The following is a 15,920-nucleotide window of genomic DNA, read 5'->3' as shown; positions in this document are numbered from 1 at the left end:
TTGTATCTTTAAACGTGGTAATTATTTCCCAAAAACCGCTGCGTGAATTTTGGGAGAAACACATGGACGCCCGCGAAGCATTGAGTGCTTGGTACACCTTTGTGAATGAATGCAACTGGGGCCGCCACGCCGAAGTGATACGTAATTTCAACACTGCTGATTACGTAGCCGACGGGAGGTACGTATTCAACATTCGGGGCAACAACTACCGGGTGGTGGCACGCATTCACTTTGCTAGCCGTACGGTGTTTATTCGGTTTGTAGGTACGCACGCACAGTATGGCAAAATCAATGCGGCGACCATCTAGCCCGCACTTATCCGCTCATTATGACTATTCTATCCGAAACTGACTACCAGCAGGCATTGAGCGCTTTTGAGCAGCTACTCGACCACGCGCCGGCCGATGCGGCGGCAATTACTGTGCTCCGCGATGCCATTACCGCTTATGAACAGGCGCAGGGCTACAGCCTTCCAGCCCCTCAAACGCTCGTGGGCCGGCTGGAATTAGAGATGTACCGCCGCCACCTAAACAAGAAGAAGCTGGCGGAGCTCCTGGAGATTTCGGCTTCCCGCTTGAGCGACGTGTTTCAGGGCCGCCGCATCAACCTGGATTTGGCGAAGCGCCTGCATCAGAAGCTAGGTATTCCGGGCGATTTCATTTTGGAAACGGCGTAGCCCGACACACCAACGTGCGGCGGGTAAGTGCCAGCACTACTACCCTATCAGAAGCTGGCTCAGGGCCTTTTCACGGGTCGGACAACTGTTGCCCTATGCTTTACTTGGTACGCGACCACTTATTTCCGGTGCTCGTTTTTCTGCACGCGCTGCTGGCGGGGGCACCGCCACGCGACGGCCACGGGCGCTTTGCGCGGCTGGGTGGGCGCTACGCCGTGACGCGACTGGTACAATTGCCCGCGCCCATCGCCGAAAGCTCGGGGCTGGCCCGGGGCGACTCGGCCGGGCTGGTGTGGACCCACGGCGACGGGGGCACGGCGGCCACGCTGTACCTGGCGGGGCGCGGTGGCCGCCTGCGCTGCTCGCCAACAACGACTGGGAGGAGCTAACCCGTGACCCCGCCGGGCGCTTTTACATAGGCGACTTTGGCAACAACCACAACGACCGGCGCGACCTGGCCATCTACCGCGTCACGCCGGGCGCGGGCCCGCTCTGCGTCGATACCATTGCCTTTCGCTACCCCGACCAAGCTGCCTTTCCGCCTCCGCCCGCTCGGCGGCACTTCGACTGTGAGGCGATGTTTTTTACAACGACACGCTGCACCTGTTTACCAAGGACCGCAGCCGGGCGCACTGCACACGCTATTACGTGGTGCCCGCGCGGCCCGGCCACCACGTGGCCACGCTGCGCGATAGCCTGCGCCTCGGCACGCTTGTGACGGGCGCGGCCCTACGGCCTGATGGCCAGGCCGTGGCGCTGCTCGGCTACGGGGCCATGTTTTTGTTTGGGGGGCCGCCCAGCGCCCGGCTTTTTCACCAGCCGAAAAGCTACCGCCGGCTACCCGGCACGGGTCAGGCCGGAAGCGTCGTTTTTCTGGCTGGCCAAGATTTACTGCTTGGCAATGAGCGGGGCTGGCTGTTTCGGGCAGCGTACCGACCTAAGCAGAACTTACCTAAGCCGGCAAGGAAAAAATGAGTTTACTTATTTATGCCCTACGCAAAAAGCCTTTTTAGCCCCAGCGGGGCGACAGGTCACTAGCAACTTGTAGAAGAACAGGCCAGCCCCAGCAGGGCGACACGCAGAGAGCAAATAGTAGCGTGTCGCCCCACTGGGGCTAAAAAAATTCTTTGCGAAGTGTTTATAATTATTTATAAATCAATTACTTACAACTATTCCACTTCGCCCTGACGCGACGACTCGCGCACGAACAGCTCGGGTTGCAGCACCACCTGGCGTTGGGTAAAGGGCGCGTCGGGCGCGGCGGCCAGCTCCAGAAACAGGCGCACGGCGGCCTGGCCCATTTCCTCGCAGCGCTGGTCTACGGAGGTGAGCTGCGGCTCGGTGATGGCCGTGAAGCCCTCGTTGCTGAAGCCGGCCAGGGCAACGTCTTGCGGCACGCGAATACGCTGACCTTTAAGTACTTGTAGAGCACCCAAGATGGCCGAGTCGCCGGCCGCAAACACGGCGTCCACGGGATTGGGCAGGGCCAGCAGCTGGCGCATGGCGTGGGCCCCATCCTCAGTGGTCATGTCGGAGGTGATAATCAGGGTTTCGTCGGGGGCGATGCCGTAGGCGGCCAGCGCGTCGAGGTAGCCCTGGCGGCGGTGCTGGTAGATGTTGAGGTGCGGCGGGCCCGAGAGGTGCGCAATGCGGCGGCAGCCCTGCTCCAGCAGGTGGCGCGTGGCCTGGAATGCGCCCTCGCGGTCGTTGAGCACCACGGAGTTGACCAGCTCGGTGGCCGGGGTGCGGTCAAAAAACACCAGCGGCACGCCCCGGCTGCGCACCTTGTCGAAGTGGTGGTAATCGAGGGTATTGCGAGCCACCGACACCAGCACGCCGGCCACTTGGGCGTTGAGCAGCGTTTCGACGTTGCGGCGCTCCAGCTGCACGTCTTCGTGCGACTGGCACACGATAACGCTGAAGCCGGCCTTGCTGGCCGCCTGCTCAATGCCCTGAATAACAGAGGGAAAGAACTTGCCTTCGATGTAGGGCACCACCACGCCCAGCAGCCGGCTCTGGCCTTTGCGCAGGGCGGCGGCGAGGTGGTTGGGCTGGTAATTGAGCTTCTTGGCCAGCTTGAGCACGCGCTGCTTGGTGGCGGCCCCAATGCTGTGGTGGTCGCTGAGCGCACGCGAAACGGTGGTCATGGATACGCCTAGCTCGCGAGCCAGGTCGGCCATCGAAACGGCAGCGGGAGAAGCGCCGGGCGCTTGCTTTTTCGGGGAATTCATGGAGAGAGCGACATCAGCCAGCTGCGCTAAAAATGCGGACGGGCACTGCTGACAAATTTAGGGGAATTTCCAGAAGGCCCTTCGCAATAGGACCGATTGATGGAAACCAGGTGCAAAATACGGTGCCACCCCGAATACCTGAGCGGACTATACACAAACGTTTGTGTAGGTACGGTAATGCGGACGATAATGCAATGGCAAGCAATTAGGTAATTGAAATAAAGTTGTTATTAACCCTAGCCAATGAAAGCTTCCTACTGAAGTTTGCTAAATATTTCCGTACTTGCCAGCGGTTTACACAATCGATTATGTAAACTAACCTCAGGCATGAAAAACCTCCTGCTTGCGGCGTTGCTGGCTACCGGCCAGCAGCTCGCAGCCCAATCCCTCCCACCCGCCATCCCCATCCACGACCCGGTGCTGACGCGCCAAAACGGGACGTATTACCTGTTTGGCACTGGCAACGGCATCACCGTGTGGTCGTCGAAAGACCGGCTGACCTGGACGCCCGAGAAGCCCGTGTTTGCCACGCCGCCGGCCTGGGCCCAGCACGACGTGCCGGGCTTTAAGGAGCACATTTGGGCGCCCGACATTTCGTATGCCAACGGGCAGTACAGCCTATTCTACTCAGTTTCGACCTTCGGCAAAAACCGCTCGGCCATTGGGCTGGCCACCAACAAAACCCTCGACCCCAAATCGGCTGATTTTAAGTGGGTTGACCACGGGGCCGTGATAGAATCGGTGCCCGGCCGCGACCTGTGGAACGCCATCGACCCCAACCTCGTCCGCGATGAGCAGGGCACGCCTTGGCTGGCCTTCGGCTCGTTTTGGAATGGTCTCAAGCTGGTGCAGCTGCGGCCCGACCTTGGCGGACCGGCCGAGCCCGCGCAGTGGCGCACGCTGGCGCGCCGCCCGCGCAACGCCGCCCTCACCGACTCGCTGCCCGGCGACGGGGCCATTGAGGGGCCGTTCATTTTCCGGCACGGCGAGTATTACTACCTCTTTGCCTCGTTTGACTACTGCTGCCGGGGGCCGCAGAGCACCTATAAGATGGTAGTGGGCCGCGCCCGCACCGTTACGGGCCCCTACCTCGACCAGGCCGGCACGCCCATGGAGCAGGGCGGCGGCACGCTCGTGCTGCAAGGCGACGCCAACTGGTTTGGGGTGGGCCACAACGCCGTGGCCACCTTCGACAAGATTGATTACCTGATATTTCACGGTTACGACGCCCACGATAAGGGCCGGCCCAAGCTGCGCATCGAGCCGCTGGCCTGGAGCCCCAGCGGCTGGCCCACCGTGGCCGCCAAGCCCTAGTCGCCGGCCCGCAGCCCAACCCTAGGCCCGCCCCAACTGTTGGTTTGTACGTAGTACCTATGTGGCCGGGTCTTGCTTTATCGACCCAGGCCACCCGCCTACTTTTTCACCCAAGTTTCTTTGCCATGAATCCGTTAGTTGACATTCGCCGCCTCGACCAAAGCCTGTGGCTTGACTTTATCAGCCGTAAAGTGCTGCAAAACGGCGAGTTGAAGCGCCGCATCGACGAAGACGCCCTGCGCGGCGTAACGTCGAACCCCGCTATTTTTGAGAAAGCCATCGGCGGCAGCGCTGACTATGACGACACCATCAAGGCCCAGGCCGAGCAGGGCAAATCGGCCGACGATATTTACATGGGCCTGGCCGTGGCCGATGTGCAGGCCGCCTGCGATTTGTTTAAGGAGCTGTATGACAGCCACGACAACTCCAGCGATGGCTACGTGAGCTTGGAAGTATCACCCAAGCTGGCCCACGACACCGAAGGCACCATCGCCGAAGGCCGCCAGCTGTGGCAGGCCGTGAGCCGCCCCAACGTGATGATAAAAGTGCCCGCCACGCTGGAGGGCCTGCCTGCCATCCGCACGCTCATCTCGGAAGGCGTTAACATCAACGTGACGCTGATTTTTGGGCTCGACCGTTACAAGGCTGTGACCGAAGCTTTCATTGCCGGCCTCGAAGACCGGGTGAAAGCCGGCCACTCGCTGGAGCGCATCGACTCGGTAGCTAGCTTCTTCCTAAGCCGCATCGACGTGCTGATTGACCCGCAGCTGGACAAAATTGTGGCCGCCGGTGGCGACCAGGCGCAGTTGGCGGAGCCGCTGATTGGCGAAGTGGCCATTGCCAGCGCCAAGGTGGCGTACCAAATGTATAAGGAGATTTTTGCCGGCGTGCGCTGGCAGGCTCTGGCCGATAAAGGTGCCAATACCCAGCGCTTGCTGTGGGCCAGCACCGGCAACAAAAACCCCAAGTACGACGACCTGAAATACGTAGAAAGCCTCATCGGCCCAAAAACGGTGGACACGGTGCCCGTCGAGACGATGGATATTTTCAAGGAGCGCGGCAAGCCCGCCGACACGCTGGAGCAAGGCCTCGAACAGGCTCAGGCCGTGCTGCGCGACCTGTCCAAGGTGGGCATCGACCTTGATGCGCAAACGGCCCAGCTGGAGAAAGAAGGCGTGCAGAAGTTCATTGAGCCCTTCGGCAAGCTGATGGACTCGGTGGAGAAAAAGCGCCAGCAGGCCGTAGATGGCGCTAAGCAGCCCGCGTAACTGCTAAGCGCATCACTGCCTAAAAACAGAACGTCATGCTGAGCTTGCCGAAGCATCTCTACCGCATCGTTGGATTAGTAACCCTAGCGGCGTGGTAGAGATGCTTCGGCAAGCTCAGCATGACGTTCTGTTTTTTTACATAAAACTCTAATTGTCAATCAATTAACTCGGCTTAATGAGAATTCTCTTTACCCAACTGGCGGCGGGCCTGAGCCTACTGCTGGCCGCAGGCCCGGCGCGGGCTCAAGCACCCGCCCCGGCCCCCGGCGGCAACCCCATTATCAAAAACAAGTTTACCGCCGACCCGGCGGCGATGGTGCAGGGTGGCACGGTGTACCTCTACACCGGCCACGACGAGGCGCCCGCCCCGCAGGAGCGCTACGTGATGCACGAGTGGCTATGCTTCTCCTCCACCGACATGGTGAACTGGACGGAGCACCCATCGCCGCTGAAAGTCAGTGACTTTGCCTGGGCCAAGGACGATGCCTGGGCTTCGCAGGTGATTGCGCGCAACGGCAAGTTTTACTGGTACGCGGCGGTGGAGCACGGCAGCATTCCGGGCAAGGCTATTGGGGTGGCGGTGGCCGACAACCCCACGGGGCCGTTTAAGGATGCGCGGGGTTCGGCGCTGATTACCAATGACATGACGGAGAGCAAAATCTCCTGGGACGACATTGACCCCACCGTCATTATCGACAAAAAAGGCCAGGCTTACCTATTTTGGGGCAACACCGTGTGCCGCTACGCCAAGCTCAAGGCCAACATGACCGAGCTGGATGGCCCCATCCAGACTGTGGCCGGGCTGCCGCGCTTCACCGAAGCGCCCTGGGTGCACGAGCACAACGGCTGGTATTACCTGAGCTTTGCCACCGAGTTTCCGGAGAAAATAGCCTACGCCATGAGCCGCAGCCTGGACGGTCCTTGGGAGTACAAGGGGCTGCTCAACGAGCTGGCCGGCAACTCCAACACCAACCACCAGGCCATTATCGACTTCAAGGGCAAGTCGTATTTCATCTACCACAACGGGGGGATAAACACGGCTGGCAGCAGCTTCCGGCGCTCGGTATGCATTGATTACCTGAACTATAACAAAGACGGTACCATCCAGCGCGTGCAAATGACGAGCGAGGGCGTTCGCCCGGCCAAGTAATCCGTATAAGGCGCTTTGCCCGCTCTTTCCAGCCCACCCACTCCTACCTGGCCGCCCGGCCGGGTGGGCCGGGGTGGGTTTTTTGGTGGGTAAAACCGGCGGGCGGCGGTAATTTTGAGGGGGCGCAGGCCCGCATGATGTAAAGTTTTATGACAGCAACAACGAAGAGCCGGGTGGCGGTGAGCGCCTTCTTTTTCTTGCCCGGCCTGTGCTTTGCCAGTTGGGCCTCGCGCATCCCCGACATCAGCGCCAAGCTGGGGATGAACTCGGGGCAGCTGGGCCAATTGCTGCTGGCCATTCCGGTGGGCTCGCTGATTGCGCTGCCGCTGGCCGGCTGGCTGGTATCGAACTGGGGCAGCCGGCGCACGCTGCTGCTGGCGGCGGTGCTCTACGCCTGCTTTTTGCCGCTGCTGGGTTGGGCCGGCAGCTTCTGGACGCTGGCCCCGGCGCTGGCGCTGTTTGGCTTCGCGGGCAACATGCTGAACATCTCGGTGAATACGCAAGCCATTGGCGTACAGCAGTTTTACGGCAAGCCCATCATGGGCAGCTTTCATGGGCTGTGGAGCCTGGCGGGCTTTTTGGGCGGGACGCTGGGCACGGCGCTCATTGGCTGGCACCGGCCGCCGCTCCAGCACTTTTTGGTGGTGCTGGTGCTGTGCCTGGCTCTGGCGGCCTGGGCGCACGGCAATACGCTGCGCCGCGACGTGGGCAAAACTGACGACAGTGGCCCCGGCTTCAGCCTACGTCACCCCGACCCCTATCTGCTGCGTATCGGCCTCATCGCCTTCTGTGGCATGATGAGCGAGGGGGCCATGTTTGACTGGGCGGGGGTGTATTTCCAGCAAGTGGTGCGGCCCGACGCGGCGCTGGTTACGGCCGGCTACGTGGCCTGCATGAGCACCATGGCGCTGGGCCGATTCCTGTCGGACTATTTCACCCACCGCTTCGGCACGGTGCGGATGCTACAAATCAGCAGTGCGCTCATTGTCAGTGGCTTGATACTAGCCGTGGGCTTCCCGTACCTGGTGCCGGCGGTGGGCGGCTTCTTGCTGATTGGCTTCGGCATTGCCTCGGTAGTGCCACTCTCGTACAGCTCGGCGGGGCGGGCCACGTCGGTGTCGCCGGGCGTAGCGCTGGCGCTGGTGTCCACCATCGGCTTTCTGGGCTTTTTGCTGGGGCCGCCGCTCATTGGCTTTCTGGCGCAGCTTTTCTCGTTGCGCACGGCCTTCGGGCTGGTGGCCATCGTGGCTACGGGTATTGGCGTGCTGGCTTCATTGCCTAATCCGGTGCCGGTGGCAGCCGGCCAGGTCGAGCCGGTGGCGTAATTAACAAGGAATTCTGAGTAGCGCGTTGTTGTGATAGCTAACCCAAGCGGCGGACCAGCGCGCCGCCCAGGCAAGCTTCCTCTTGCGGGGCCGCTTGGCCGGTCCGCCGGCGCAAGCCGGCCGACCGATTGTCGTTGACCGGCGCGGGCTGCGCAACGACAACCGGTCGGCCGGCTCGCGCCGGCGGACTGGGGCGCATGGCGCGCCACTTGGGTTAGCTACCGTAACAACGCATTACTACTGCTGCGCTAGAGCGCCGGGCGCTGGGACGCGGCCACCGACTTGATTTTTAGTACGCTGGTTTTCAGGCCGGGCGCGGTGGCCGTGAGCGTGATGTCGCCCGCCTGCTGCGTGGATTGCACCAGCACCTGGGCCAGGCCGTTGAAGGTTTTGCGCTGCCAGGCCGGGGCCGGGGTACGCACCTGAATGGTACCGGGCAGGGTGTTGAGCACGTCCCAGGGCTTGTTTTTGACTAAGGGCGTGGCCACGAACACAATGCTGTTTTTGCCGGGTTTCAGCAGCGAGGCGTCCAGGAGCAAACCGTTTTTGACGGCCTGCTCGCCCGTCAGGTTTTGGGCAATGGCGCGGCCGTTGACGTAGATGGTCTGCTCGCGGCCGATGGGCTGGTAAAACAGCGTCACCTGCGCGCCGGCCGAGGTTGGCGGCAGCTCGAAGGTGCCCCGCGTCACGTAGTACTTGGCGGTGGGGGCCAACTGCGCGGCATCGTATTGGCGGGCGGTGAAGGCGGGTGCCCAGCCGGCATCGTTGAAATCGGCGGCGGTTTCCGGGCCGCTGGTCAGGCTGGTGGCGGCGCGCTCCTTTAGGTTTTCAATCTGAATAACGCTGATTTTATCGATGTAGCGGTCGGGCTCCAGGGAAGTGGGGTCGCCGTTGCCTACCCCGATGATGCGGCCGGGGCCACTCAAGCTAAAGGTGACTTCCTGGTTGGCGGTGGGCACCGGGCGGTTGTTCTTATCGGTGAGCTGCACCGTAATCACGGCCAGGTCTTCGCGGGTGGCCTGCAACGCTGGCTTGCTGGGGAGCAGCTGAATGCTGGCGGCCGCGGCGGTAGTGCGCACCACGTCGGTGGCAATGCGCTGGCCGTGGCGGTAGCCCACGGCCTCCAGGGTGCCGGGCGCGTAGGGCACCTGCCATTCGAGGTGCCCGTTTTTAGGCATCGCCTTGCGGCCCTGGCTTTTCTTGTTGAGGAACAGCTCCACTTCGTCGCAATTGCTGTAGGACCACACGGCAATGGGCTGGCCTTCGCGGCCGGGCCAGTTCCAGTGGGGCAGCAGGTGCAGCGTGGTTTGGGTGGTCCACCACGCTTTCAGGTACCACACGTTGTCTTTGGGGAAGCCGCACAAGTCCATCATGCCGAAATACGAGGTGATGGACGGCCAGCCGAACGGCGTGGGCTCGCCCCGGTAGTCGAAGCCCGTCCAGATGAACATGCCCGCCAGGTAGGGCCGCGCCGCGTAGTGCTGCCAGCCGCCCTCAATGCTGTAAAACCTGGGGTTGGGTTTCTGGTCGTAGGCCGCCGCGTAGTGCCGGGCGCTGTCGCGCACGTAAATGCCGCGGGTGGCGTGGGTCGAGCCCTCCTCGGTGCCCCAGCTGGGCTGGTTCGGAAATTTGGCGTGTTGCGCGTCGGTATCACCCTGGCCAATGTAGTTGAAGCCCATCACGTCGATAACCGTGGAGGTGCCCTGGCCCCAGCCCCCGCTCACGGCCACCGTAATGGCCCGCGTCGAGTCCACGGTTTTGGCAAAGGCCTGCATGGTGGCCCCAATGCGGGCGCCCAGCACGTTGCTCTCGATGGCCCACTCCTCGTTGCCAATCGACCAGCTGATGACGCTCGGGTGGTTGCGGTCGCGCACTATCATTCGCCTCAGGTCGCCGAGGTTGGTCTGGGTGATGCCCATCATCCGGTTTTCGTCGATAACGAGCATGCCCAGCCGGTCGCAGGCGTCGAGCAGCTCGGGAGTGGGCGGGTTGTGCGAGGTGCGGTAGGCATTGCAGCCGAACGACTTCAGCTGCGCAATGCGCCAGTCCTGGAGGGCGTCGGGCAGGGCCGTGCCCACGCCCGCGTGGTCCTGGTGGTTGTTGGTACCCGTGATTTTTACGTGCTGGCCGTTGAGGAAGAAGCCCTCATTGGCATCGAAGCGAATGGTGCGCACCCCAAACCGGGTGCGGTACTCGTCCACCACCTGGCCGCCCTGCCGCACGCGCGTCACCAGGCTATAGAGGTAGGGCGACTCCAGCGACCACAAGTGGGCGGCGGCCACCGGAATGCGCACGCTGACGTCTTGCTGCCCCGCCCCGGCCAGGCGCACTTGGCTTACTGGGCTGGTAGCCACGGTTTTGCCCGCAGCATCTACTACATCTTGCACAATATCAACCGTTTGCGCAGTAGTGCCGCCATTCACGAGCGTAGTCTGCGCCGTGAGCGTGGCCGCGTTGCTGGTTAGCTGCGTGGTCACAAACGTGCCGTTGGGCGCTACGTGCACGGGGGCCGTTTTGGTCAGCCACACGTGCCGGTAGATGCCCGCGCCTTCGTAAAACCAGCCTTCTTCCAGCGTGGCATCTACGCGCACGGCAATCACATTGGGCTTGCCGTCGTAGTGCAGGTAGTCGGAAATGTCGTAGTGAAACCCCTGGTAGCCACTGGGTTCGGTGCCCAGGTAGTGCCCATTCACCCACACAATAGAGTTGCGAAACACCCCGTCGAAGTCGAGGCTGATGCGGCGGCCCAGGTCGCTGGCCGGCACCACAATCGACTTGCGGTACCAGCCCACGCTGGCATTCGGAAACGGCCGGCCGATGGCCTTGAAGCCGTGGCTGAAGCTGGCCTTTTCAGCAAACGGCTGCTCCACGGCCCAGTCGTGGGGCAGGTCGAGCTGGCGCCAGGCCCGGTCGTCGAAGTTGGCGGCGGCGGCCCCGTCGCCGTAGCCGGTTTTGGCCAGGTAAGAAAAGTAGCCCACTCCATTGCCAAAGTCCTGCGCGGAGTCGAAAGGATGGCCGTAGGCGAAGCGCCAGCCAAAATCCAGGAGCAGGTGCTCGCGGCCGGCCGGCGGTGCGGCCTGGCTGCGCGAAGGAATAACCGCGCCCAGCAACAGGAGCAGCGTGAGCAAATGACGAAGGCGCATGGGTGGGCGGAGAGTGGCACTTAGGAATGGGCACCTGTCGCAGCCAGCCGGTTTCTGCTGGGTGGGCTTACGTGCCCCACTCACCGCACCAGCGAGCCAGCAAAACTCCCCAGCGGCCAGCTACCATAGTCCCAAACAAAGCTAAACTGCCTTGGCAGCCCCCCCAGTCAGGGCACTCAATCTGACTAAAGTTTGCTGAAACAGTATCACAATGGCCGGTTAGGCAGCGGCCCCAGCGGGGGTCCAGGCACTGCGTGACCTAAGCGCCCGCTGGGGCCGCTGGCAACTGCTTCTTCCTAGAGCGGTTTCCAGGTCAGTGTAGAATGGAGTGGCACTCCGTTTGGCGTACGCGCAGAAACGGAGTGCCACTCCGTTCTACACTGACCTGTACACTAAATCGGAAACTGCTCTAAGGGGCTTAGGACTGCCCCTATTTCCCCACCGCCGCCTCGGCCACTGCGGGCTGGCTGAGCAGGTCAACACTGGTGAGCTTTTCGGGAAACCAGACGGTCATTTCGCCCTTGCCCCGGTTGGCCCAGGCGTAGTACGGGATGGCCGTGAGCGTGCGCGGCACCGTGCTCACCGACGTGCCATCGGCCGCAATCTGCACTATGGGCACGGTGGCCGTGAGCGTGGTTACGCCGTGCAACAGGCTGGGCTGATACGTAGCGGTGAAGGCCGTGCCCGTGGGCACCACAATGTTGCTAGCCTTGCCGTTATTATCTTGCCACTCAGCGCAATACATTACCGGGCCGCGCTGCAAGGCTACCTTGCCCAGGTCGTCTTTCACCAACGGGTTGGCGTGCACGCGGCGCACTTCCAGGGGCAGGCTTACCTCCACTACGTCGTGCTTGTGCCACTTGCGGCTGAGCACGGCGTAGCCGTTTTGCAGCGTGTAGGGCGTGGCCTTGCCGTTGACTTTGATGGTGGCCGCCTGCGCCGAAGGCTGCTCAAACGTGTACAAGCTCGACGGCATGGCCTCGTTGCGGGCCCAGCCGGGGATGCGCACCAGCAAGTCAAAATCGGCAGCCGACTTGACGGGGTCCACCGTGAATTTCAGGTCGCCATCCCAAGGGTAATTGGTTGACTGCGTGAGCTGAACCTGCTGCTTGTTGATAGTCAGCTGGGCCTTGCCACTCACGAACAAGTTGGCGTACAGGCTCCTACCCTTCTGGGCGTACACGTAGCCGGGCAGCGCGGGCATGAGGCGCGCCAGGTTGGTGGGGCAGCACGAGCACTCAAACCAGCCCGCCCGCGCCGGCTCGGTGTCGTGGTAGCTTTCCAGGCTTTTTATCTGCATGGCGTTGCTGTAGAAGAACGACTTGCCATCGAGGCCCACGCCCGAAATCAGGCCGTTGTAGAGCACTTTCTCCAGCACGTCGATGTATTTGGCGTCGCCGTGCAGCTGAAACATGCGCTCGTGCCAGAATACGTCGGCCACCGAGGCGCAGGTTTCGTTGTAGGCCGTGGCATTGGGCAGCTCGTAGTTGGCCCCAAAGCGTTCGCCGCCGGGCACCGCGCCGGTGCCGCCCGTTATGTAGAACTTCTTGGCTACCAAGTTATTCCAAATGGTATCGACGGCGGCCAGCATCTGCTTATCGCCAGTGAGGGCGGCTACGTCGGCCATAGCCGAGTATAGATATTCGGCGCGCACAGCGTGGCCTTCGGCTTCAGTTTGGGCCACCACCGGTTTGTCGTCCTGCCAGTACGAGCCGTTTTTCCAAGTATCGGGGCTCTTCGGGTCGTAGCCGGGGTAGTGGCCGCGCGCGTCGAGGAAGAACTTGGCCGTAGTCAGGTACTTAGCCTGGCCCGTGACGCGGTAGAGCTTCACCAGGCCCATCTCCACAATTTCGTGGCCGGGTGCCACGCTCCGCTTGCCAGGGCCGAAGACCGCGCACACCAGGTCGGCGTTTTTGAGGGCGATGTTGAGCAGCGTTTTCTTGCCCGTGGCTTCGTAGTGGGCCACCGCCGCCTCGTAGAGGTGGCCGGCGTTGTAGAGCTCGTGGCTGAGTTCGCGCTCCTTTTCCCAACGCTCCTTACCGGCCCAGGGGTGCGGATGGGCGGGGTCAATGGTGCGGGCCGTATAGAGGTAGCCATCAGGCTCTTGCGCCGCGCCCACTTTGGCAATCAACTCATCGAGGTAGGCCGACAGCTTGGCATCGGGGTACACGCTGAGCGAATACGACGCGCCTTCGATGGTCTTGTAAATGTCAGTGTCATCAAAAGGAAACACGGTGGCAAACTTGCCTGATTTGGCCGCGGCCATCTCAAAGTTCTTCACCCGATTCGTGCTTTCGCACCGCGCAAACGACGCCGGAATGGTCACGTCGGTGTTCGTTTTGAGGCGCGGTAGCCAGAAGCTATCCGTCAGCTTCACCTGCGTAAAGGGCACTGCCTGAATGGGATAGTCCAGCTGCTGGGCCTGCGTAGTAAGGCAGGCACCGAGGCCGAGCGCGAGCAGGAAAGGTTTGGTGGGAAACATAGTGGACTGTGTGAATTTTATGGTCTGTACCGCTGCGGGGGGCACCTCACCCCCCAACCCCCTCTCCAAAAAAGAGGGGAGCCGGATGTAAACGCACGTGCTCAATTACTAAAAATCGTCCGGCTTCCCCTCTTTTTTAGAAAGGAGGTCGGGGGTGAGGTTCACTCCGCGGTCAGCTCTAAAATGTGGCTAGTCAATTGCTTAGCTTCGCCATCACTCACCCGCACGCCCACCTTCTGGAGATAGTCACCGGAGTAGGTTTGGCCGTGGGCAGGCAGCTCGGATTTCTGGCCGGGCATGAGGTTGATTTCCGTAAGCTTGTAGCGCTTCGCCGGGTCAAGGCCTTGCAGCTTCACGGGCAGCACCGTTTCGTGGAAGCGGGTGTGCAGGTTGTAGCCGTAGAGCACGGCTTTTTGCTGATTATCAGCCACGTACATCAGCGACACCTGGTTGCCCTCGTAGGGCGAGCGCAGCTTGAACAGGTCGCCCTGCCAGATGACAGGGCTCAGGCGCTTGTAGTCCTTTACGGCCTGCTGGCTGAATTGCAACTCCTCAGGGGTCATCTTGCTCACCTCAATGTCGTAGCCGAGCTTGCCCATCATGGCCACGTCGGTGCGGAATTTCAGCGTTTGGCCCTTGTTCCAGTTAGTCACGTGGCTGGCCAACGTGTTGGAAGGAAAGAAGTTAAGGAATCCCCACTGGATGTACACCCGCTCAAAGGCGTCGGTGTCGTCGCTGGGCCAAAACTCGGTAAAGTACTTCAGCCCGCCGTAGTCGGCCCGCGCGCCGCCGCCCGAGCACAGCATCATGGGCGTGTGCGGATACTTCTGGCGCACGCGGTCGAGCACCCGGTACAGGCCGCGCACATAGTCCACGTAGAGGTGCGACTGGTCTTTGCCCAAGTGCTGCGAGTAGCCATTGGTAATCATGCGGTTACAGTCCCACTTGAGGTAGGCCGCACCCTGGCTCAGCTGCGCGTCCACGATGCCGTACACGAAGTCCTGCACCTTAGGGTTGGTGAGGTCGAGCACCAGCTGGTTGCGGTAGTAGTCTTCGGGGCGGTTGGGCAGCTTGAGCACCCAGTCGGGGTGTTTCTCATAGAGCTCGCTCTTAGGGTTCACCATTTCGGGCTCTATCCAGATGCCGAACTTGATGCCTTCCTTGGTGGCGGTTTGCACGAGGTGGCCCACGCCGTTGGGCAGCTTGGTCTTAGTGGGCTGCCAGTCGCCGAGGCCCTGGGTGTCATCCTTGCGCGGGTATTTGTTGCCAAACCAGCCGTCGTCGAGCAAGAATAAGTCGACGCCGAGCTTGGCCGCGTCGCCCATCAGGGCATCGAGCCTGGGCTCGTTGAAGTCGAAATACGTGGCCTCCCAGTTGTTGAGCAGCGTGAGGCGCGGCTGGGTGCCGTCGAGGATACCGCCCTGCTGGCGGGCCCAGCGGTGCAGGTTGCGCGAGGCCTGGCCCTTGCCCTGCGTACTATACGTAAAGATGAACTCGGGCGTGGTAAAGACCTGACCCGCAGGTAAGGTATACTCCGAAGCGTAGTGGTTGACGCCGGCCGACACGCGCAGGGCCTGCTCGTTATCCAGCTCAAAGGCCAGCCGGAAATTGCCGGTCCAGGCCAGGGTACCGGCCAGCACGTCGCCGGTGGTTTCGGTGGCCGGCTGGTCGGGCGCCAGAAAGAACGAGGGCGTCTGGTACCAGCCGGCGCGGGTGCCGAGCTTGGTGTCCAGCACTTTTACGCCGCTGGTGAGCTGGCTTTCCTGCTGCTGGCCTTCCTCGGCCCAGTCGCCGTGCAACTGGGTGAGATAGTACTTGTGAGCGTCGAAGTGCAGCATGGCCGAGGCGTATTTGGCCAGCACCACGGGCTTTTTTTCGTGGTGCACAATCTCGGTCCAGGTCTTAATCACGTCCTCGCGCTGGTAGGCCACAAAGTGCAGCTGCACCTCCACCGGGTACTGCGGGTCGCGCAGGCGGATGGTGGTCGTGGTTACGTCGTCGCTGGTTTTGGCGGTTTGCACGCCCACGAAGGCTAGCGCCAGGCCGGGGTTACCATCGGCGTGCACCACGCGCAGGGCGGGCTCGAAGAGGTTGTCGGTGCCGGCCGGGGCGTAGGCTTCGTGGCGCTGGGGCAGGCCCTGGTAGTCGGCCGCGGCGGCCAGCCGGGGGCCGAGGTAGGTTTGGTACAGCTTCTGATTTTTGCCCACGGCCAGCGCCAGGCTCACGTGCGTGGTTTCGACCACGATGGGCGCGGTGGGTGGGGCCTGGGCCAGGGTAGCAAGGGGCATGGCGAACAGTAAAAATCCGCGGAACGTACGAAAAACGGTCATT

Annotated in this window: 12 protein-coding genes; 8 read left to right on the top strand and 4 right to left on the bottom strand. The window is 61.9% G+C overall.

The features are described 5' to 3' along the window. The first annotated feature begins 62 nt into the window (after positions 1-62). The 4 genes from ACYVGC_RS07745 to ACYVGC_RS07730 all read left to right on the top strand — a co-directional run bounded on the left by ACYVGC_RS07745 (position 63) and on the right by ACYVGC_RS07730 (position 1,651). A complete protein-coding gene (locus ACYVGC_RS07745; protein WP_460583235.1) occupies positions 63-308 on the top strand; it encodes a type II toxin-antitoxin system HigB family toxin in 246 nt (81 codons plus the stop codon). Positions 309-328: 20 nt separating this feature from the next. Beyond that, positions 329-676: a helix-turn-helix domain-containing protein gene (locus ACYVGC_RS07740; protein WP_460583234.1), complete on the top strand. Its 348-nt coding sequence runs from the start codon at positions 329-331 to the stop codon at positions 674-676. Positions 677-771: 95 nt separating this feature from the next. Next, positions 772-1,065, top strand: a complete 294-nt coding sequence (locus ACYVGC_RS07735) for a hypothetical protein (protein ID WP_460583233.1) — start codon at positions 772-774, stop codon at positions 1,063-1,065. A gap of 262 nt (positions 1,066-1,327) precedes the next feature. After that, on the top strand, positions 1,328-1,651 hold the full coding sequence (locus ACYVGC_RS07730) for a hypothetical protein (RefSeq protein ID WP_460583232.1): 324 nt from the start codon (positions 1,328-1,330) through the stop codon (positions 1,649-1,651). Between the two features lie 194 nt (positions 1,652-1,845). On the opposite strand, the gene ACYVGC_RS07725 is transcribed toward ACYVGC_RS07730, so the two are convergent. Beyond that, positions 1,846-2,907 carry a LacI family DNA-binding transcriptional regulator gene (locus tag ACYVGC_RS07725; RefSeq protein WP_460583231.1) on the bottom strand — a complete coding sequence of 354 codons (1,062 nt, stop codon included), beginning with the start codon at positions 2,905-2,907 and terminating at the stop codon, positions 1,846-1,848. 327 nt (positions 2,908-3,234) lie between these two features. Between ACYVGC_RS07725 and ACYVGC_RS07720 the strand changes: the two genes are divergently transcribed. From ACYVGC_RS07720 to ACYVGC_RS07705, 4 genes are all read left to right on the top strand, one after another. Further along, positions 3,235-4,221 carry an arabinan endo-1,5-alpha-L-arabinosidase gene (locus ACYVGC_RS07720; protein WP_460583230.1) on the top strand — a complete coding sequence of 329 codons (987 nt, stop codon included), beginning with the start codon at positions 3,235-3,237 and terminating at the stop codon, positions 4,219-4,221. Between the two features lie 125 nt (positions 4,222-4,346). After that, entirely contained in the window at positions 4,347-5,489 is a 1,143-nt protein-coding gene (gene tal / locus ACYVGC_RS07715) for a transaldolase (RefSeq protein WP_460583229.1), read from the top strand. Between the two features lie 175 nt (positions 5,490-5,664). Then, complete coding sequence (locus tag ACYVGC_RS07710) at positions 5,665-6,639, top strand: glycoside hydrolase family 43 protein (protein ID WP_460583228.1); 975 nt, start codon at positions 5,665-5,667, stop codon at positions 6,637-6,639. 149 nt (positions 6,640-6,788) lie between these two features. Beyond that, positions 6,789-7,964, top strand: coding sequence for an MFS transporter (locus ACYVGC_RS07705; protein WP_460583227.1), 1,176 nt, complete (start codon positions 6,789-6,791; stop codon positions 7,962-7,964). 248 nt (positions 7,965-8,212) lie between these two features. Here the strand turns inward: ACYVGC_RS07705 and galA are convergent, their stop codons facing one another. From galA to ACYVGC_RS07690, 3 genes are all read right to left on the bottom strand, one after another. Then, a complete protein-coding gene (gene galA, locus ACYVGC_RS07700) occupies positions 8,213-11,107 on the bottom strand; it encodes a beta-galactosidase GalA (protein ID WP_460583226.1) in 2,895 nt (964 codons plus the stop codon). A gap of 430 nt (positions 11,108-11,537) precedes the next feature. Then, a complete protein-coding gene (locus ACYVGC_RS07695) occupies positions 11,538-13,589 on the bottom strand; it encodes a glycoside hydrolase family 127 protein (RefSeq protein ID WP_460583225.1) in 2,052 nt (683 codons plus the stop codon). 161 nt (positions 13,590-13,750) lie between these two features. Next, a complete protein-coding gene (locus tag ACYVGC_RS07690) occupies positions 13,751-15,877 on the bottom strand; it encodes an alpha-galactosidase (protein WP_460583224.1) in 2,127 nt (708 codons plus the stop codon). Between the last annotated feature and the right edge of the window lie 43 nt (positions 15,878-15,920).

This window comes from Hymenobacter arcticus (assembly GCF_054779975.1).
The sequence above is the reverse complement of the archived record's forward strand: the minus strand, read 5'-3'. Positions and strand labels throughout refer to the sequence as shown.